The organism is Chitinophaga polysaccharea, from assembly GCF_007829335.1.
Classification (GTDB): Bacteria; Bacteroidota; Bacteroidia; order Chitinophagales; family Chitinophagaceae; genus Chitinophaga; species Chitinophaga polysaccharea_B.
Map to the genome: position 1 here is coordinate 82939 of NZ_VIWO01000001.1, position 18937 is coordinate 101875.

Annotated in this window: 18 protein-coding genes; 10 read left to right on the top strand and 8 right to left on the bottom strand. The window is 46.0% G+C overall.

Going from position 1 to position 18937, the window contains the following annotated elements; translation table 11 throughout:
• Positions 1-213: 213 nt before the first annotated feature.
• The 5 genes from FHW36_RS00355 to porX all read right to left on the bottom strand — a co-directional run bounded on the left by FHW36_RS00355 (position 214) and on the right by porX (position 5086).
• On the bottom strand, positions 214-1353 hold the full coding sequence (locus FHW36_RS00355) for an acyl-CoA dehydrogenase family protein (RefSeq protein WP_145660457.1): 1140 nt from the start codon (positions 1351-1353) through the stop codon (positions 214-216).
• 12 nt (positions 1354-1365) lie between these two features.
• Positions 1366-2328, bottom strand: coding sequence for a helix-hairpin-helix domain-containing protein (locus FHW36_RS00360; RefSeq protein ID WP_145660460.1), 963 nt, complete (start codon positions 2326-2328; stop codon positions 1366-1368).
• Positions 2329-2397: 69 nt separating this feature from the next.
• Positions 2398-3159: an MBL fold metallo-hydrolase gene (locus tag FHW36_RS00365; RefSeq protein WP_145660463.1), complete on the bottom strand. Its 762-nt coding sequence runs from the start codon at positions 3157-3159 to the stop codon at positions 2398-2400.
• Between the two features lie 23 nt (positions 3160-3182).
• A complete protein-coding gene (locus FHW36_RS00370) occupies positions 3183-3509 on the bottom strand; it encodes a hypothetical protein (protein WP_145660466.1) in 327 nt (108 codons plus the stop codon).
• 23 nt (positions 3510-3532) lie between these two features.
• Positions 3533-5086 (bottom strand): T9SS response regulator signal transducer PorX, encoded by a 1554-nt coding sequence (gene porX, locus FHW36_RS00375; RefSeq protein WP_145660469.1) that lies wholly within the window; start codon positions 5084-5086, stop codon positions 3533-3535.
• A gap of 347 nt (positions 5087-5433) precedes the next feature.
• Between porX and FHW36_RS00380 the strand changes: the two genes are divergently transcribed.
• The 8 genes from FHW36_RS00380 to FHW36_RS00415 all read left to right on the top strand — a co-directional run bounded on the left by FHW36_RS00380 (position 5434) and on the right by FHW36_RS00415 (position 13370).
• A complete protein-coding gene (locus tag FHW36_RS00380; protein WP_145660472.1) occupies positions 5434-6678 on the top strand; it encodes an HD domain-containing protein in 1245 nt (414 codons plus the stop codon).
• Positions 6679-6746: 68 nt separating this feature from the next.
• Positions 6747-7796 carry a UDP-3-O-(3-hydroxymyristoyl)glucosamine N-acyltransferase gene (gene lpxD, locus FHW36_RS00385; RefSeq protein WP_145660475.1) on the top strand — a complete coding sequence of 350 codons (1050 nt, stop codon included), beginning with the start codon at positions 6747-6749 and terminating at the stop codon, positions 7794-7796.
• A 42-nt stretch (positions 7797-7838) separates the two neighbouring features.
• Positions 7839-9248 (top strand): bifunctional UDP-3-O-[3-hydroxymyristoyl] N-acetylglucosamine deacetylase/3-hydroxyacyl-ACP dehydratase, encoded by a 1410-nt coding sequence (locus FHW36_RS00390; protein WP_145660479.1) that lies wholly within the window; start codon positions 7839-7841, stop codon positions 9246-9248.
• Between the two features lie 5 nt (positions 9249-9253).
• Entirely contained in the window at positions 9254-10054 is an 801-nt protein-coding gene (gene lpxA / locus FHW36_RS00395) for an acyl-ACP--UDP-N-acetylglucosamine O-acyltransferase (RefSeq protein WP_145660482.1), read from the top strand.
• The gene (locus FHW36_RS00400; RefSeq protein WP_145660486.1) at positions 10038-10655 is read left to right on the top strand and encodes an ABC transporter ATP-binding protein; all 618 of its coding nucleotides are present in this window, start codon (positions 10038-10040) and stop codon (positions 10653-10655) included. Before lpxA ends, FHW36_RS00400 begins: the two co-directional genes overlap by 17 nt.
• 81 nt (positions 10656-10736) lie before the next feature.
• Positions 10737-12020, top strand: a complete 1284-nt coding sequence (locus FHW36_RS00405; RefSeq protein ID WP_145660489.1) for an MFS transporter — start codon at positions 10737-10739, stop codon at positions 12018-12020.
• Between the two features lie 73 nt (positions 12021-12093).
• Positions 12094-12933 (top strand): MBL fold metallo-hydrolase, encoded by an 840-nt coding sequence (locus FHW36_RS00410; protein ID WP_145660491.1) that lies wholly within the window; start codon positions 12094-12096, stop codon positions 12931-12933.
• A gap of 56 nt (positions 12934-12989) precedes the next feature.
• Positions 12990-13370 carry a co-chaperone GroES gene (locus tag FHW36_RS00415; protein WP_211092464.1) on the top strand — a complete coding sequence of 127 codons (381 nt, stop codon included), beginning with the start codon at positions 12990-12992 and terminating at the stop codon, positions 13368-13370.
• Between the two features lie 77 nt (positions 13371-13447).
• On the opposite strand, the gene FHW36_RS00420 is transcribed toward FHW36_RS00415, so the two are convergent.
• Positions 13448-13651 carry a helix-turn-helix domain-containing protein gene (locus FHW36_RS00420; RefSeq protein WP_145660494.1) on the bottom strand — a complete coding sequence of 68 codons (204 nt, stop codon included), beginning with the start codon at positions 13649-13651 and terminating at the stop codon, positions 13448-13450.
• Positions 13652-13659: 8 nt separating this feature from the next.
• A complete protein-coding gene (locus tag FHW36_RS00425) occupies positions 13660-14157 on the bottom strand; it encodes a DUF2975 domain-containing protein (RefSeq protein WP_145660497.1) in 498 nt (165 codons plus the stop codon).
• Between the two features lie 165 nt (positions 14158-14322).
• Between FHW36_RS00425 and FHW36_RS00430 the strand changes: the two genes are divergently transcribed.
• On the top strand, positions 14323-15876 hold the full coding sequence (locus tag FHW36_RS00430; protein WP_145660500.1) for a helicase HerA-like domain-containing protein: 1554 nt from the start codon (positions 14323-14325) through the stop codon (positions 15874-15876).
• A 51-nt stretch (positions 15877-15927) separates the two neighbouring features.
• Positions 15928-16974, top strand: a complete 1047-nt coding sequence (locus FHW36_RS00435; protein ID WP_145660503.1) for a Gfo/Idh/MocA family oxidoreductase — start codon at positions 15928-15930, stop codon at positions 16972-16974.
• Positions 16975-16996: 22 nt separating this feature from the next.
• On the opposite strand, the gene FHW36_RS00440 is transcribed toward FHW36_RS00435, so the two are convergent.
• Entirely contained in the window at positions 16997-18904 is a 1908-nt protein-coding gene (locus FHW36_RS00440; protein ID WP_145660506.1) for a RecQ family ATP-dependent DNA helicase, read from the bottom strand.
• Positions 18905-18937: the final 33 nt, after the last annotated feature.

Genomic DNA, 18937 nt, shown 5'->3' on the forward strand with positions numbered 1-18937 from the left:
AATCTTTCTTGATTTTGTGTGTTAAGGTTGATAAACGGTAAAGAGTGATGAATTAACCCAAATTTAACGTTCCTTTTGCAATATTCAATAACACTAAAGGGTTAATATTAAATTATTTTGAAAAAATGATGAACGGCTTATAAATGGCCTTTCTTTAAATTAAGAAAATTATATCTCTTCAAGCTTATCAAAATCAATAGCAAAATCGTTATTCTACCTTAGTGCTTCCCGGGCAATAACGATCTTTTGGATCTCTGAAGTTCCCTCTCCGATTGTGCATAATTTTGCATCACGATAAAATTTTTCCACAGGAAAATCCTTCGTATAGCCATATCCACCAAAGATTTGTACGGCATCATTCGCTACTTTTACCGCTACCTCTGAAGCGTAATACTTGGCCATGGCGGCTTGTTGCGTCATTTTTACCTTCCGGTTTTTCATATCAGCGGCCTGCATGGTTAGTAACTCCGCAGCGGCAACTTCTGTAGCCATATCTGCCAGTTTAAAGGATATGCCCTGGAAATTGGCGATAGGCTGGTCAAACTGGTGTCTTTCCTTGGCATACTTAATAGCAGCATCCATAGCGCCTTTGGCAATGCCAAGCGATAGCGCCGCAATGGAAATACGGCCACCGTCCAGCACCTTCATCGACTGGATAAAGCCGTCGCCCTCCTCACCCAGCATATTTTCGGTGGGAATGCGGCAATTGTCAAATATCATTTCTGCGGTTTCGGAGGCCCGCATGCCCAATTTATTTTCTTTCTTTCCCCCGCTGAAACCGGGCGTCCCTTTTTCTACTACAAATGCGCTCATACCGTGACTATCGCGGATATCGCCGGTACGGGCTATCACTACGGCCATATCGCAGCTTTTACCATGGGTAATCCAGCATTTGGTGCCGTTGATCACCCATTCATTCCCCTCTTTTTTGGCTACACATTTCATATTCATGGCGTCGGAGCCGGTATTGGGCTCTGTTAACCCCCAGGCGCCGATCCATTCGCCGCTGGCCAGCTTAGGCAGATACCGCTGTTTCTGCGCTTCATTGCCAAATTGCAGGGTGTGGCCGGTACACAAAGAATTATGCGCAGCCACGCTTAGGCCGATAGCGCCGCAAATGCGGGATATCTCACTGATAACCGTTACATACTCCAGGTATCCCAGGCCGCTACCGCCATATTCCTGTGGTACCAAAACGCCCATCAGACCCAGCTCTCCCAGCTGCTTCAATACCTTTACCGGGAACTCCTGTCGCTCATCCCATTCCATCACGTGTGGCTGAATATTTGTCTTTCCGAAATCCCGGATCATTTGTGCAATCTGTTGTTGCATTTCCGTAGGCTCAAAATTCATAAACGTGTGGATTTAATGTTTGATGTATATGTAATGTTCAATTTTACGATAAATAACGTCATCCACCAACGGCAGGTTGCGAAGCTCCGATACCTCCCTGAAACCCGCGTGCGTACTGCGGTACTGCACAATTAAGTGGGCCAGTTTATAGCGTATATATGGGTGAGCTGCCAAAGATTTTTCATCTGTGAGGTTGAGGTCTAGTTTTTTTAGAGAACTGCTACCGATCTTTAAAAAAGGTTGAATTTTTTGAAATGTGGAGTCAGGTAACCCATAACATTCAGCTACCTGCTCTACCGCATAAAAGCCTCCCAACCGCTCCCGGAAGGTAGTAATCCGGCGGGAAAACCCCGGTCCTATCCCCGGTAAAGTTTGCCAGGCTACCGAATCTGCTGTATTAATGTCAATTATTTCCGGCGGCGCTTTCTTACTATAACGCCTAAACGTAGTATCTTTTTGCCAGGCACGATACCCCGATTGCTCCCTCCTGTACCCTACTGCGATATCCTTCTCTCTCCATATCTTCTTCCGGCTGTTATCTTTTACAATACGTACCCAGGGTTGCAGGCGGGCATATAGCGCCGGTGGCAGGCCATAGATTTTCTGCAGGTCGGCCGGCTCCCGGAAATGCCCTCCATGCGCCACATATTTCGTAATAGTAAGGGCGGTACGTTCGCTAAGTCCCAATTGCTGCCAGCCAGCCACCGGCAGGGTATTGGGATCGAAATAAAATAATGGTTTTTCAGGCAAAACCGCCTCTGCTGCGAGTATGCCAGACACCGAATCTGCCTCCAACGCCTCAAAATATTGGATGGCTGCTTTCAGATCAGTACTATCGGTAACGGGCACACGCCGGAAATAAAACAGCAGGTCGGGAGTATAACAGGTCAGCAGCATAGCCGCCACCAGCAAAGTTATACCGGCGCGCTCCTTCCTGGAAAAGCGCAGGTATTCACGTACAACCGTTTTCCACATGGGTCAACAACATTTGCCCCAAAGCTAGACAATCGCGGTACGTGGTATGTTAACAGAAATAAAACAGCGTTAAATTTCCAGGCTTAGTCCGTCGTAAGCCAGGGCCATCCCGGCAGGCAGCTCTTTAGACACTTCCTCGTGTAAGCCCAGCTGGTGGCTGATGTGTGTAAAGTATACCTGTGGAATTTCCAGTTCGCGTCCTAACTCGATGGCTTCTTCCAGGGTAAAATGAGAGATATGCTTTTCCTTGCGAAGAGCGTTCAGTACCAGTATTTTCGACCCTCTTATCTTGTCCTTTTCCTCCGGCGCAATATAGTTGGCATCGGTAATATAGGTAAAATCGTGTACGCGGAAGCCCATCACTGGCATCTTGTGGTGCATCACCTGTATGGGCGTTACGGGCAAGCCATTGATATCAAAGGGCTCACCGGGAATGTTCCGTAGATTGATTTCGGGGATACCAGGGTATTTAAAATCGGAAAATGCATAGGCAAACTCGCGTTTGATCACGGTTTGGCTAAATTCTGTAGCGTATATGTTGATAGCGCTTCTCTGAAAATAATTAAAGGCACGGATATCATCCATGCCTGCAATATGATCTTTATGTGAGTGGGTGATCAACACCGCTTCCAGGTGGCCTACCTTTTCCCGCAGCATCTGGTATCGGAAATCAGGCGTGGTATCTACTACAATATTTCCAGCCGGAGCAGTAATCAGTATACTGCTCCGTAAACGTTTGTCTTTTTTATCAATAGAAGCACACACTTCGCAACCACAAGCTATTACGGGAACTCCCTGCGATGTACCGGTACCTAAAAATGTGACTTTCATCCCAATGCATTTGTCTGTTTAACTTATTCCGCCGATGGTGCTGCCTGTTCGTCCTCCGCAGTTGCTTCATCTGCGTTGGGAACAAGTTTGCTGGACTGTATCTGTTTGTACAGCTTGTGAGATTCGGCGGTGAGGGCTTCTTCTTCCAGCGGCAGTGTGGTTAAGATATCAATGAGGGTGTTAATACGCCCTTCCAGGTTCAGGAATTTGTTGATCACTACCACTTTCTTGTGTTCCAGAATGCAGTACCCGGAAAGGAAACTACCTTTTTCGAAGCGCAGTACATATTTGGCCTCCTCAAAGATCTTTTCCAGTTTAGACAGGTTGTTAGGTGTGATTTTGATATTCATGATGCGAAAATAGCAAAAAGCGCCTATTTGGTGGTCATTCTTGCAAAGGGCACAATCATTTCCTCCAGGGAAATTCCACCGTGCTGAAAGGTATTACGATAGTAGTTGACGAAATAATTGTAGTTGTTGGGATAGCAGAGGTAGCCATCGCCTTTGGCAAAGATATAAGACGAATTCACGTTGGGCTTTGGCAAGCCGGCATCGCGCGGATCCCTGAAGGCCAGCACTTCCTTGGGATCATAATTCAGGTTACGACCGTGCTTGTAACGCAGATTGGTAGTGGTTTGCTTATCACCGATCACCTTTACCGGCGTTTTCACCCTTACGCTACCGTGATCTGTTGCGATCAGCAGGTTGAACTTTTTATCGCTGATGCGCTTCAATGCCTGGTGCAACGGGCTGTGTTCAAACCAGCTGGCGGTAATAGAGCGGTAAGAAGCTTCATCGCCGGCCAGTTCTTTCAGTACTTCCATTTCTGTGCGGGCATGGCTGAGCATATCCACAAAATTGTATACGATAACGCTCAACGGATAGTCGAGCATATTATGGATATTATTGAGCATAGACTGGGCATCCGCATGATTGGTCACCTTGGTATAGGAAAACCGCGGGTCCATTTTCAGCTGTTTCAGCTGGGCGGCAAAGAAATGCTCTTCAAACAGATTCTTGCCCCCTTCCTCGTCGTCATTCTTCCATTCCTGCGGGAAGCGGTGTTCTATATCCACGGGAAGCATGCCGGCAAATATGGCGTTACGGCTGTATTGCGTACTGGTAGGCAAAATACTGAAGAAAGATTCTTCCTCCATGAGCCGGAAAGATTCCTGGAAAATGGGCAGAATGGCTTTCCACTGGTCATAGCGGAGATTATCTATCAACAGGAATACATTGGGCACGTCGGGATCCAGGTTGGGGACCACTTTGTCGCGGAACAGGGTATGCGACATCACCGGGGCATCCTTGGTCTTTGGATGAAGCCAATCGCTGTAGTTCCGGGAAATGAACTTGGAAAATTCGCTATTGGCTTCCGTTTTCTGGGCATTGAATACTTCCAGCATTTCCGGGCTATTGGTTTTGGCCATTTCCATTTCCCAATACACCAGCTTTTTATAAATGTCCATCCACTCATTATAATCTGGATTGGAGCTGAGCGCCATGAACAGGCTGCGGAACTCCTGCTGGTAGGCGATAGTAGTTTTTTCGGCCACCAGCCTTTTGTTGTCAATTATTTTTTTGAGAGATAATAATACCTGGTTGGGGTTGACGGGTTTAATGAGATAGTCGGTGATCTGAGAGCCGATGGCGTCGTCCATTACGTTTTCCGCCTCATTTTTAGTGATCATCACGATAGGAATCTGCTGATCGATCTCCTTGATTTTGCTAAGGGTTTCGAGCCCTGTGATACCGGGCATGGATTCATCAAGTAATACCACGTCGACCACCTGGTCTTTCAGGAATTCGAGGGCGTCGTAGCCATTGGTGAGGGCGGAAACTTTATAACCTTTGTTTTCCAGGAAGATAATCTGTGATTTGAGGGACTCTATCTCATCGTCTACCCATAGTATATTTATCTGACTCATAATAAGATTTAAGGCGTCGAAAAAAAAGAAATTTACCCCTATTTTTCGGCAAATATCATTCCCTGCCTGTCAATTGGCCGTAATTATATGTTAAAAACGGAAATACCTGGTAAAATGATCGCAGTAAAAAGTGTGAGGGCTGATAAAGTTATTTACCTTCGCATCCATAACATTTAATTACCTGTAACCTACCAACTGTTTTTTACTGTCTGTCATAGGGGTTTCGTGGACGGAGAGCGTCATTATAAGTAAAAAAATTACATATAATTAATTCATGGTGTAGCTTTGCAATAGGCACCAGGGATTTCAGACGCGGACGCCCTGTCTGAAATTTATAATTAAATGCAATGACCGAACGCAAGCGAAAAATTGTTAATGATCCGGTGTATGGCTTTATTACCATAGATCACCCGTTGATTCTTAACCTCATTTCACACCCATATTACCAGCGGCTCCGCCGCATACATCAGATGGCGCTGGCCCACCTGGTGTATCCGGGTGCAATGCACACGCGATTTCATCATAGCATGGGCGCCTATCACTTGATGAGCATGGCTTTACAGGAACTGCGGAGCAAAGGGGTAGCGATTACCGCCGATGAGGAGATAGCCACCAAACTGGCTATTTTGTTGCACGATATCGGCCATGGTCCTTATTCCCATGCGTTGGAAAATGGCATTATAGAAGGGGTATCTCATGAAGAGATTTCCCAGTGGCTGATGGAGCACCTCAATAAGGAGATGGATGGTGCCCTGACACTTACACTTGACATCTTTAACGGACGGTATCATAAAAAATTCCTGCATCAACTGGTATCCAGCCAGTTAGATGTGGATAGGATGGATTACCTGAACCGCGATAGTTTCTATACCGGGGTAGCCGAAGGCACCATCGGGTACGATCGCATTATAAAAATGCTGACCGTACATCATGGAGAACTGATGGTGGAAGAAAAAGGTATCTATTCTATTGAAAAATTTGTCATTGCCCGGCGGCTGATGTACTGGCAGGTATACCTGCATAAAACGGTACTGAGCGCGGAAAATATGCTGGTAAAGATCCTGCGCAGGGCTAAACAGCTGGCCCAGGAGGGAAAAGAATTGTTCTGTTCTCCAGCACTGGCATATTTCCTGTATAATACAGTGACCAGGGACAATTTTGAACGAACACCGGACTGTCTTCAGTTATTTTGCCAACTGGACGACTATGATATCCTGGGAGCGATAAAGGTGTGGACGATGCACGAGGACAAAGTATTGTCCCTTTTGTGCAAATGGTTAATAAACAGGAACTTATTCAAAGTCGTATTAAGTAACCAGGCATTTGACGACAGTGCCGCGCAGTTATTAAAGGAACAGATTAAACAGAAATGGGGCATTGAAGGACCCGACCTGGATTACTTTGTTTTTTCCGGCGCCGCTACGTTAAGGGCCTATAATGTTAATGACGAGAAGATTAATATCCTATTTAAAGACGGAACTGTAAAAGACATTTCCTCCATAGACAACGCACTGATTAGCCATACACTGGCGATACCGGTAAAAAAATTCTACATTTGTCATCCAAAAATTCAGGCTAACAACGTTTTATAAGGAATAAAATGTTAAAGAATAATTTCATACTATCCGGTGTGGCCTGGAAAACATTACAATTTTAAACTATGCAGTTTAGCGCATTACAATTAGCTACCATGTTAAATGGTAAGCTGGAGGGAAATCCGGACGTAAAGGTGAGCAACATCGCCAAGATTGAAGAAGCTGGCGAGGGCATGCTCAGTTTCATTGCCAATCCTAAGTATGAAGAGTTCATATATACTACCAATGCTTCCATTCTTATCGTGAATGAAAGCCTGGTAATAGAACGTCCGATTAAATCCACTTTGATCAGGGTAAAAGATGCCTATAGCAGTTTTGCACTGCTGCTGGAACAATACCGCTACCTTACTGGTAACAAATCAGGTATTCAGCAACCTTCCTATGTGCCCGCTTCCGTGAAAATGGGTGAAAACGTGTTTGTAGGCGCTTTTGCCTACCTGGGAGAAAACGTGGTACTGGGTAACAACGTTAAAATATATCCTGGCGTATACCTGGGCGACAATGTGATCGTAAACAACGATTCCATCCTGTACCCGGGCGTAAAAGTATACGACAACTGTGTGGTAGGCAGCCGCGTTATGCTGCATGCCGGTTGCGTAATCGGTGGTGATGGCTTTGGCTTTGCCCCTCAGCCGGATGGTTCTTATAAAAAAGTGCCACAAATTGGCAACGTGGTGATTCATGACAACGTGGAAATTGGCGCCAATACTACCATCGACCGGGCTACCATGGGTAGCACTGTGATCCGTGCGGGCGTGAAACTGGATAACCTGATCCAGGTAGCGCACAATGTGGATATAGGCACCAATACGGTTATTGCCGCCCAAACAGGGGTGTCCGGCAGTACCAAGATTGGCCAGAACTGCGTGATTGGCGGACAGGTAGGCATGGTAGGTCATATCCATATTGCTGACAACACTAAAATCAATGCCCAGAGCGGCTTGTCCAAGTCTATTACCGTGCCCAATACGTCTTTAACCGGCTCTCCGGCGTACGATTATAAAAGTTCGCTGAAAAGTCAGGCAATTTTTAGAAATTTGCCGGACCTTGAAAAGCGCGTAAAGGAACTGGAGGAGATGGTAAAACAACTGTTACAGGAAAGAGCAGGCGTATAAAATTGATTACTGGTCAAATAGTTACATATTAGTTAGCTTATTATGGAAAATCAGCAATACCAACATACCCTGAAGGGTGAAATTACCTTGTCGGGTATTGGCTTGCATACAGGCGCCTATGTTAATATGACCCTGAAGCCGGCAACACCAGGCCACGGGATTAAATTTCAGCGTATAGATCTGCCGGGGCAACCTATCGTAAAAGCGGACGTGGATTATGTAGTGGAAACTACCCGTAGCACTACCCTGGAGCATAATGGCGCCCGGGTAAGTACCGTAGAACATATTATGGCGGCTTTAGCTGGAACCGGTATAGACAACGCACTGATAGAGCTGGATGGCGGCGAAATTCCTATCATGGATGGCAGCGCCTGGCCATTTATCGACGCTATAGAAAAAATAGGCCTTCAAAACCAGGATGCCAAGAAAGTATACTATACCATCGATACCAACATCAGCTATTATGATGAGAAGAAAAAGGTAGAAATGGTAGCTATGCCGGCGGTAGACTATCGCATTACCTGTCTGATCGACTTTAACTCCCCTGTATTAGGCACCCAACATGCCAAAATGAAAGGGATAGAAGAATTTAAAACAGAAATTGCGCCCTGCCGTACATTCTGCTTTTTACATGAACTGGAATACCAGTTGTCGCTCAACCTGATTAAAGGCGGCGATATCAACAACGCCATCGTTGTGGTGGACAAACCAGTAACAGACGAGGAGCTGGCCCGCTTAGCCAAGGTATTTAACCGGGACAACATCTCTGTACAGAAGGAAGGTATTCTCAACAACATAGAACTGCGCTTCCCTAACGAACCTGCCCGTCACAAGCTGTTGGATGTAGTAGGCGACCTGGCCCTGATTGGTTACCCGATCAATGCGCATATCATTGCTACCCGTCCGGGGCACGCTTCCAACGTGGAATTTGCCCGCAAGATCAAAGCGTATATTAAAAAGAACAAGCACAATAAAGACGTACCGGTATACGATCCTAATCAACCACCCATCTTCGATACCCCACGTATTGAAAGAACGTTGCCGCATCGCTTCCCGATGTTGCTGGTAGATAAGATCATTGAACTGGGAGAAGAGAAAGTAGTTGGTATCAAGAACGTTACTTTCAATGAAGGGTTCTTCCAGGGCCACTTCCCCGGTAACCCGGTAATGCCCGGTGTACTGCAGCTGGAAGCGCTGGCTCAGGTAGGCGGTATCCTGGCGCTGAACCGTGTACCGGATCCGGAAAATTATGATACCTATTTCCTGAAAATCGACAACTGTAAATTCAAATCCAAAGTAGTACCCGGCGATACCATGATTCTTAAAATGGAATTGCTGAGTCCTATCAGAAGAGGCCTTGTAGAAATGCGGGGGACAGTATTTATAGGTAACAAGGTAGCTACTGAGGCCGACATGGTAGCACAAATTATAAAAACAAGAGAAGGCAAATAATAGCAATGATCCACCCGCTTACATACATACATCCAGACGCCAAAGTAGCGCCTAATGTAAAAATTGATCCATTTACCGTCATACATAAAAATGTTGAAATCGGTGATGGCACCTGGATTGGTTCCAACGTAACTATTATGGAAGGAGCCCGCATCGGCAAAAACTGCCGTATTTTCCCGGGTGCTGTTATTTCCGCCATCCCTCAGGATTTGAAATTTGCGGGTGAAGACACTACGGCGGAAATAGGTGACAATACCACTATCCGTGAATATGTAACTATCAACCGCGGTACCAAAGACAAGTGGAGAACCAAAATCGGTAATAATTGCCTGATCATGGCTTACAGCCATATTGCACACGACTGCGAAGTAGGTAACTACTGCGTATTTTCCAATAACACTACCCTGGCAGGCCATATTTCTGTTGGCAACAACGTAGTGTTGGCTGGTATGGTGGCAGTGCAACAGTTCTGCAAAATCGGCGATCACGCCTTCGTTACCGGAGGGTCCCTGGTACGTAAAGACGTGCCCCCTTACGTAAAAGCTGCCCGCGAACCATTATCCTATGTGGGTGTAAACTCCGTAGGCCTGAAGCGCAGAGGCTTTCCGCTGGAAAAAATCAATCACATCCTGGATATATACCGGATAATTTTTGTGAAAGGCTTTAAGTTATCCAAAGCTATCAGTATCATAGAGGCAGAATTTCCTGCTACTGATGAAAGAGATGAAATCCTGTCGTTCATCCGTGAATCAGGACGTGGTATTATGAGAGGCTATACTTCCAGAACCAATGACGATATCTCTTAACCAGACAGGCAAGCGTTATAACTACGACTGGATTTTCCGGCGTGTAACCCTCACCTTTAGTGAAGGACAACGTTACGCTATACTGGGCCCCAATGGTTCGGGCAAATCTACTTTACTACAAGTCATCTTTGGCGCCATTCAACACAATGAAGGCACCATTACATACGGCACACCGGAAAAACCCATCGCAACAGATGCGTTTTTCCGGTATTGTGCCATTGCAGCGCCTTACCTGGAGCTGATTGAAGAGTTTACCCTCTCTGAAATCATTCACTTTCACCAACAATTTAAAAGCCTTCTTCCCGGCATCACTCCCAAAAAAGCTATGGAGCTGGTAGGCCTGGAAAAGGCGGCCAACAAGCAAATACGGAATTTTTCTTCCGGCATGAAACAACGTACCAAGCTGGCACTGGCTATCTTATCCGACGTTCCCGTGCTCCTGCTGGATGAGCCCTGCACCAACCTCGACTCCGCTGGTACCGCCCAATACCAGGCACTCATCAATGAATATGGCGGCAATCGTATGATTATTGTGAGTTCTAACGATGAACAGGAATATTTCATGTGCAAAGAACATATCCAGATCCTCGATTATAAATAAGAAAACTCACTCCCCTCCTTTTTCTCTTTAGCTTTTGCTTTCTGCTGATAAAAACTATCTTCGTAAAAAGCTATAAGCTATATGAAGACTGCCAGTACTAAAGTGATCAATGGCTGGGCCATGTACGACTGGGCCAACTCCGTGTACAACCTGGTTATCACTACTACTTTTTTCCCTATCTATTTTCTTGCGGTTACCAACGAACATGTTTCCTTCCTGGGAATGAAATTTGTAAACTCCGCCTTGTACAATTACACCATGGCAGCGGCTTACCTGCTGGTGGCTATCGCTTCTCCCATTTTATCTTCTATTGCGGATACCCGGGGAAACAAAAAGAATTTTCTCCGCTTCTTTACCATATTAGGCGCGTTATCCTGTAGCGCGCTGTATTTTTTTGATTCAAGTACATTGATGCTGGGGGTTGTTTGTTTTATGCTATCTACCGTAGGTTATTGCGGGGGACTGGTGTTTTACAACTCTTACCTGCCTGAAATAGCTGCGCCTGAAGACAGGGACCGTATCAGTGCCCGTGGCTTCAGTATGGGATATATAGGCAGCGTTATCTTACAGTTGATTGGCTTCGGCCTGGTGATGGCTGGCAAACCGCTGGGCATGGATGAAAGTATGCCGGTAAAAATCACCTTCCTGCTGGTAGGCGTGTGGTGGCTGGGCTTTGCGCTCATCACCTTTGCCCGGCTTCCGGATAGTATTGCTACGGTATCGCAGCATACCGGCAGTGCACTCACCGAAGGTTTCACAGAGTTGCGCAAGGTATATGCCCAGGTAAAACAAATGCCGGTATTGAAAAGATTTCTGCGCGGCTTCTTTTTCTACAGTATGGGTGTACAAACCGTGATGATGGCTGCTACCGTTTTCGGAAGTAAAGTATTACACCTGCCGGCCCAAATGCTGATTGTAACCGTGGTGATCATACAGCTGGTAGCTATTGCCGGCGCCTGGAGCATGGCTCGCTTGTCAGATAAATATGGCAATCTGCGTGTATTGATTGGCGTAGTAATACTATGGGCAGGTATCTGTATTGCGGGTTATAAAATGCAAACAGCTACCCACTTCTATATGCTGGCTACCGCCGTGGGTCTTGTCATGGGGGGTATACAATCCCTTAGCCGCTCCACCTATGCTAAGCTGATGCCGGAAACAACAGACACGACTTCCTTCTTCAGTTATTATGATGTTACCGAAAAACTATCTATCGTAATAGGTATGTTTTCGTTTGCCTATATAGATGACCTGACCGAAGATATGCGTAACTCCGTACTGGCACTGGTCGTGTTTTTCGTCATTGGGTTGATATGGATTTTATCAGCACTGCGTAAACAGCAACAATTAAAACCAGCGATTTAATTTTATTGTTATTTGGATATTTGGTTGCAGAAATGGGTAACTTTCTGGTACCAAATATCCAAATAACAATTTTATGAAATTATACACCATAGATACGGGATTCTTTAAGCTGGATGGCGGCGCCATGTTCGGCGTAGTGCCTAAAAGTATCTGGAACAAACTGAATCCTGCCGATGAAAACAACCTGTGTACCTGGGCGCTGCGTTGCCTGTTGATTGAAGATGGCAACCGGCTTATCTTGATTGATAACGGCCTGGGCGACAAACAGGACGCCAAATTCTTCAGCCATTATCAGCCCCATGGCGATGCTACGCTGGATAAATCGCTGGCTGCACACGGCTTCCATCGCGATGATATCACCGACGTATTCCTTACACACTTACATTTTGACCATTGCGGTGGAAGCATTGTCCGCCAGGGCGAAGCCCTGGTGCCTGCCTTTAAAAACGCCGTATACTGGAGTAATGAGGGGCACTGGAATTGGGCTACGCATCCGAACGACCGGGAAAAGGCATCTTTCCTGAAAGAAAATATCCTGCCCATCAAAGAAAGTGGCCAGCTCCGGTTCATTGCCCACACTGAAGGCATTTCATTTGCTGACAATATCTCTATCCGTTTTGTAAGCGGGCATACCGATGCTATGATGCTTCCACAAATTCAATACAAGGGTAAAACCATTATATACATGGCGGATTTACTGCCTTCTACGGCGCATATTCCCATTCCTTATGTCATGTCTTACGACATGTTCCCGTTGAGGACGATTCATGAAAAGAAAACCTTTCTGCAAGAGGCGGTAGATAATGAATACATCTTGTTTTTCGAGCATGATCCGGTGAATGAGTGTTGCGTGCTACAGCGGACGGAAAAAGGCATCAGGGTAGGCGAAACATTTAAGCTAAGCAGCCTCTGATTACTGTCACTCTGTCACCATCCCCGCTGCTGCATCATTTTTGATAATGCTATGGTATGGCTATACACATAACAACGGATAATAAATTGAAAAAACTGATTGTGGTGGGCGACCGCGTGCTCATAAAGCCAGCTACTCCCCACGAACGCACCAGCAGCGGCTTGTACCTCCCTCCGGGGGTACAGGAAAAAGAAAAAGTACAACGGGGCTATGTTATCAAAACCGGTCCGGGGTATGCTATACCTACTCCTGCTGATGTAGATGAAGCATGGAAACCGGAAGAAGAAAAAGTAAAATATATCCCTTTACAGGTAAAAGAAGGCGACCTGGCGATCTTCCTGCTTAGTGGCTCTACCGCAGTGGTATATGAAGAGGAAACGTATTATATAGTACCACAGGGCGCTATCTTAATGCTGGAAAGAGAAGAAGACCTTTAAAGCGATCTGTACATTTTTCATATTTAAAAAATCTGCTGCTAAACAGCAGATTTTTTATTTTGTTGACGCTGGAAGCGTTATTCCCTATATTCCAGGATATCTCCCGGCTGACAATCCAATACCCGGCAGATGGCTTCCAGCGTAGAAAAGCGGATAGCTTTGGCCTTGCCACTCTTCAATATACTCAGATTAGCCATCGTAATGCCTACCTGTACACTCAATTCTGTGAGCGACATTTTTCTTTTAGCCAACATTACATCCAGGTTTACAATTATTCCCATAACAACAATTAAATAGTAAGCGCCTCTTCTTCTTTCAAGCGCACGGCCTTTTCGAAAACAACAGCTAAGATAAAAATAACAATGAATGCCATCAGCAGTTCCCAGGTCGATCCTAGAATGCCTACTACACGGAAGTATAATCTGCTTCCTGCCGGAATCATGATGCTATTTCCAATGAACCACGCGAAAGCTATTTTTGTCAGTAATAATGCCAATAACGTCCAAAGAATTCCTTTTACCAAAGTCAAATTTTTCCGGGAAATGAGCTCGCGATCTGCTGTTCCTACTAATAGCTTAAATGAACAAAAAGCGATCACCAGGTAAAGTAACGCCAGTGTAATATGTTCGAACACAATAATTTGTGCATAAGCCCATGGCCCAGCTCCTACTTGAGTTCCCAACTCAAAAAAGTACATGTAGATATTCATTCCAATAATTCCAATAGTCAGCAAGGCAGAAATAAGCACTGCAATTTTAAGTAACAGCAAATAGGTAGCAATTTTCATTTGTAGTTATTTTATTGAACTCAAAAGTATGCGATCTGTATCGATAAACAAAATAATTTTATCGATTATCAATAAATATAGAACGAAAAACGATATACTCATAGACAGTAAATTGGTACTTAAACGGTTAATGCTTTTTATTATCTTCATAAAAAAAACTAAGTCATGGCCAATCAGGACGCATTTCTGGACTATATCAAAAACGGCTATACCTTCAAAGGCGAGCATTTCAAATTAGGTTGTGCCATGTTGAACGGCGAAGTAGTTGCGGGAGCAGATGTATTGCTCCCTCTGAGTACCCTTAACCGGCACGGCCTCATAGCAGGAGCTACAGGCACCGGTAAAACCAAAACCCTGCAGGTAATTGCAGAGGGACTGAGCGATGCCAGTGTTCCTGTACTCTTAATGGACATTAAAGGGGATTTGAGTGGTATTGCCGCTGCCGGCACCAGTAATCCTAAAATAGCAGAACGGTATCAGAAAATAGGTGGCAGCTGGAGCCCTGCAGCTTACCCGGCAGAATTATTATCGCTCAGCCAGGAGAAAGGCGTGCACCTTCGCGCTACTGTCAGTGAATTTGGCCCTGTTCTCCTGTCAAAAATACTGGAGCTGAACGATACGCAAGCAGGCCTTGTAGCTATGCTGTTCAAGTATTGCGATGATAACAAGCTTCCCTTACTCGATTTAAAGGACTTTAAAAAAGTACTGCAATACGCCAGCGATGAAGGCAAGGCAGACCTGGAAAAAGATTATGGTAAAATATCTACCACTTCTACCGGCACCGTTTTACGTAAAGTGATAGAGCTGGAACAACAGGGCGCCGGTTTATTCTTCGGAGAAAAATCCTTCGAAGTAGATGACCTGATGCGCGTGAGCGACGATGGCCGGGGCATGGTGTCCATCCTGCGTGTAAGCGATATACAAGACAGGCCTAAACTCTTTTCCACCTTTATGCTTAGCCTGCTGGCAGAGTTATATGCCACCCTCCCGGAAGAAGGCGACCTTGATAAACCCAAGCTGGTCATGTTTATCGACGAAGCGCATCTCATTTTCAACGAAGCCAGCGATGCGTTATTGAAACAAATAGATACTATCATAAAATTGATCCGCTCAAAAGGAGTAGGCATTTTCTTCTGTACCCAAAACCCGATGGACGTACCTCCTTCTGTACTGGGACAGCTGGGGCTGAAAGTTCAACACGCCCTGCGTGCGTTTACGGCCAACGACCGGAAAACCATTAAGCAAACCGCCGAGAACTATCCGTTATCGGACTTCTATAAAACAGACGAGCTGTTAACGCAGATAGGAATTGGTGAAGCGCTGGTTACCTGCCTGAATGAAAAAGGGGTACCTACCCCGCTCGCTGCTACCATGCTGGTTTCTCCAAGGTCCAGGATGGATGTTTTAACAACGGCGGAAGTCGATGCCATTGCGGACAATTCCAAGCTGGTAAAAAAGTACAGCGAAGAAATTGACAGCGAAAGCGCCTACGAAATCCTTACAGCCAAACTACAGGAAGCGGCCGACAAAACCGCTGCCCAGGAAGCGCCTAAAGCAACCAGTGGTAAACAAAAAGAAGAAAAAGGATTTATTGAACAGGTACTGGAAAGCTCTGCCGCCAGACAGGTAGGACGTACAGCCGCCAGCGTTATTACACGTAGCCTATTGGGCGCGCTGGGTCTGGGTGGACGGAGTAGTAAAAGTAAAAGTTGGTTTTAATTATGCAACCGGCAGCACTTCGCTGCCTGCTTACATCAATATATTTAAAGTATGACTAGAATTATCAAGACGGGCGTGTGCTCGTACGGCATGTCCGGGCAAATATTTCATGCCCCCTTCCTCCACGTAAATCCGGGATTCGAATTTACAGCGGTTGTAGAAAGAAGCAAGCACCTGGCCCAGCAACGGTATCCTAACGTAAAGGTATATACGAGCGTGGAAGAAATGCTGGCTGACAAAGACCTGGAATTGATTGTAGTAAACACACCCAACTACACGCACTACGATTATGTAAAAGCCGCCCTGGAGGCAGGGAAGAACGTAGTAGTAGAAAAGCCTTTCACCGTACACGCCAAAGAAGGCGAAGAGCTGGCAGCCCTCGCGGCATCAAAAGGACTGCTGCTCAGCGTGTACCACAATCGCCGCTACGACAGCGATTACAAAGTTGTTAAACAAATAGTGCAATCCGGTCAATTGGGCGACATCCTTGAAGCAGAAATACATTACGACCGTTTCAAAGAAGAACTCAGCTACAAAAAACATAAAGAAGTGGGCGGTCCCGGTACCGGCTCCCTGTACGACCTGGGCTCTCACCTGATCGACCAGGCCATTACACTGTTTGGCATGCCTAAAGCAGTATGGGCGGATATCCGGGTTATCCGCAGGGACTCGATTGTAGATGATTATTTTGAATTGGTGCTTTATTATGATCAGCTGCGCGCCCGCGTAAAATGCAGTTACCTCGTGAGGGAAGCACTGCCGGCTTACCAGATACACGGACGTATTGGCTCCTTTATCAAAACCAAGTCCGACATACAGGAAGCCCAGCTGCAAAGAGGCCTTTTCCCCAATAGTCCCGACTGGGGAGCAGAGGCGCCACACGAATGGGGTTTATTACATACCGAAATTGATGGTAATGTCGTAAAGAAATATATTCCTGGTGGTAACGGCAATTACATGGACTATTACCAGGGCGTATACGAAGCCCTGGTCAATAAAGCCGCCAACCCAGTGCCACCCCAAGATGCTATTAAAGTAATCAGGGTAATAGAAGCTGCCTTTGAGAGCAGCAAGGAAGGAAAAGTAATTACCCTCTAATTTTCGTGCTTTCAGTTCTCAGCTACCTGAGAGCTGAAAGCCTACCTGCTTCATCGCGGAACACGAGCCCCTCTTCATTTAGGAATTGCAATACCTCCATCAGGTCATTTCTTCCCACATCCTGCATTTTTTCTTGTAATGCGATAAACAACAGCGGTTCTGCTTTTAAATAGTTGATAACGGTATCGGATATACGTTTAAATGCTGCGGCATCCAGCGGTTTTGATTTTTTTTTCAAACAAATATCACATACGCCGCAGGGAGCACACTCATTTTCTCCGAAATAGGCCACCAGCTGCTGTGTGCGACAGGTATCACGGTTCCGGGCGTACGCAAACATTGCGTCGAGCCTGTCGGCATACACTTTTTTACGCACCTCTACCCTGGCCATATTAACACGCAGGTATTGCGCCGAAGCGCGTTCATGCAGGAAGCAGAGCTGTGGCTGATCCCGGCGCGGCTGATAACGCAATACGCCATAGTTGTGCAGTTGTTGCAGTTGGGCAGCAATATCATCATCTTCCATGAGCATAATACGACCTATCTGCCTTTCATAAACAGGTACGGCGTTATCGAAGATTCCTTCATAAGTGCGCAGCAGCGTTTTAATAATTTCTTCCAATGCAGGATACGCATTTTCAAACTCGTACAGCGATGCTTTGTCGGTAACAAATTCTGCCCGGGAGGGCAAGAATACACTTTCGCTTAACTGCAGCACCCCTTCCTGTTCCAGCAGGCGTACGGCGCTATAGGCCATGGTAAGGTTTAGCTGAAAAACACGGGCAAAGTCATTGATATCAAAATCAAAGTACATGCCTTCTGCGCTGCCTATAGGCACTTGTAAATAGTTGACGATGGCCTGGTACACTTCGCGAATTTGTTCCAGCGTAGGAAACTGCATGGCTATGCGTTCCAGCATGTCTGCCAGTTCATCTTCATTATAAAGCAATACTGCGTAGGCTTTTTGTTCATCGCGCCCTGCCCGTCCGGCTTCCTGGTAGTAGGCTTCCAGGCTGTCGGGCATATCATAGTGTACCACGATGCGTACATCTGGTTTATCGATCCCCATCCCAAAGGCATTGGTACATACCATGATACGGGTTTCATTATTGATCCAGGCTTCCTGCCTGGCGGCACGTTCTGCCTGGGGCAACCCGGCATGATAGTAACTGGCTGGGATACCCTGTAATGCCAGCAGGGAGGCGATCTCTTTTGTTTTTTTGCGATTGCGGCAATACACAATACCACAGCCGGGCACGCGTTCGAGCAGGTATTTTATCTTATCAATTTTGGTAGCTTCCTCTAGCACGCTGTAAGAAAGATTGGCCCTGGCAAAGCTTTTGGTGAATACCTGGGCGTCTTTCATTAGCAGCTTGTCACAGATATCCGTTTGCACTTTAGGCGTGGCAGAAGCCGTAAGTGCCAGCACCGGCGTGTTTGGAAAGAAACTCCGGATTTCGGCAATTTCCAGGTAAGCTGGCCGGAAATCGTATCCCCATTGTGAAATGCAATGTGCTTCATCTACCGCTATCATATTTACCGGTAGTCCATCGCAGTAGGTTTGAAAAAGTTTGCTTTGTAATCTTTCCGGAGATACATATAAAAACTTGCATCCACCGCGGCGGGCGGCTTCCAGTACCCTCTCTACCTCCTTATATTGCATACCGGAATAAATGGAATAGGCTGTAATACCTCTCCTTTTTAGATTCACCACCTGGTCTTTCATCAAGGCAATGAGCGGCGTAATAACCAGGCACAAACCTGGCTTCATCATAGCCGGCACCTGGAAACAGATAGACTTTCCCCCTCCGGTAGGCAGCAGTGCCAGCGTATCCTGGCCCTTTAATATGGCATTGACAATATCTTCCTGTAACGGGCGAAACTGCTGGTATCCCCAGTATTGTTGCAATATAGCTACGGGTGTACTCAAGGAAAAATTTAATGGTTATTGCGAAGATAGCGT

Bases quoted from the DNA above. Each gene is read 5' to 3' on its own strand.
- FHW36_RS00355 (WP_145660457.1), bottom strand. From the start codon at position 1,353: ATGAATTTTGAGCCTACGGAAATGCAACAACAGATTGCACAAATGATC.
- FHW36_RS00360 (WP_145660460.1), bottom strand. From the start codon at position 2,328: ATGTGGAAAACGGTTGTACGTGAATACCTGCGCTTTTCCAGGAAGGAG.
- FHW36_RS00365 (WP_145660463.1), bottom strand. From the start codon at position 3,159: ATGAAAGTCACATTTTTAGGTACCGGTACATCGCAGGGAGTTCCCGTA.
- FHW36_RS00370 (WP_145660466.1), bottom strand. From the start codon at position 3,509: ATGAATATCAAAATCACACCTAACAACCTGTCTAAACTGGAAAAGATC.
- porX (WP_145660469.1), bottom strand. From the start codon at position 5,086: ATGAGTCAGATAAATATACTATGGGTAGACGATGAGATAGAGTCCCTC.
- FHW36_RS00380 (WP_145660472.1), top strand. From the start codon at position 5,434: ATGACCGAACGCAAGCGAAAAATTGTTAATGATCCGGTGTATGGCTTT.
- lpxD (WP_145660475.1), top strand. From the start codon at position 6,747: ATGCAGTTTAGCGCATTACAATTAGCTACCATGTTAAATGGTAAGCTG.
- FHW36_RS00390 (WP_145660479.1), top strand. From the start codon at position 7,839: ATGGAAAATCAGCAATACCAACATACCCTGAAGGGTGAAATTACCTTG.
- lpxA (WP_145660482.1), top strand. From the start codon at position 9,254: ATGATCCACCCGCTTACATACATACATCCAGACGCCAAAGTAGCGCCT.
- FHW36_RS00400 (WP_145660486.1), top strand. From the start codon at position 10,038: ATGACGATATCTCTTAACCAGACAGGCAAGCGTTATAACTACGACTGG.
- FHW36_RS00405 (WP_145660489.1), top strand. From the start codon at position 10,737: ATGAAGACTGCCAGTACTAAAGTGATCAATGGCTGGGCCATGTACGAC.
- FHW36_RS00410 (WP_145660491.1), top strand. From the start codon at position 12,094: ATGAAATTATACACCATAGATACGGGATTCTTTAAGCTGGATGGCGGC.
- FHW36_RS00415 (WP_211092464.1), top strand. From the start codon at position 12,990: ATGGCTATACACATAACAACGGATAATAAATTGAAAAAACTGATTGTG.
- FHW36_RS00420 (WP_145660494.1), bottom strand. From the start codon at position 13,651: ATGGGAATAATTGTAAACCTGGATGTAATGTTGGCTAAAAGAAAAATG.
- FHW36_RS00425 (WP_145660497.1), bottom strand. From the start codon at position 14,157: ATGAAAATTGCTACCTATTTGCTGTTACTTAAAATTGCAGTGCTTATT.
- FHW36_RS00430 (WP_145660500.1), top strand. From the start codon at position 14,323: ATGGCCAATCAGGACGCATTTCTGGACTATATCAAAAACGGCTATACC.
- FHW36_RS00435 (WP_145660503.1), top strand. From the start codon at position 15,928: ATGACTAGAATTATCAAGACGGGCGTGTGCTCGTACGGCATGTCCGGG.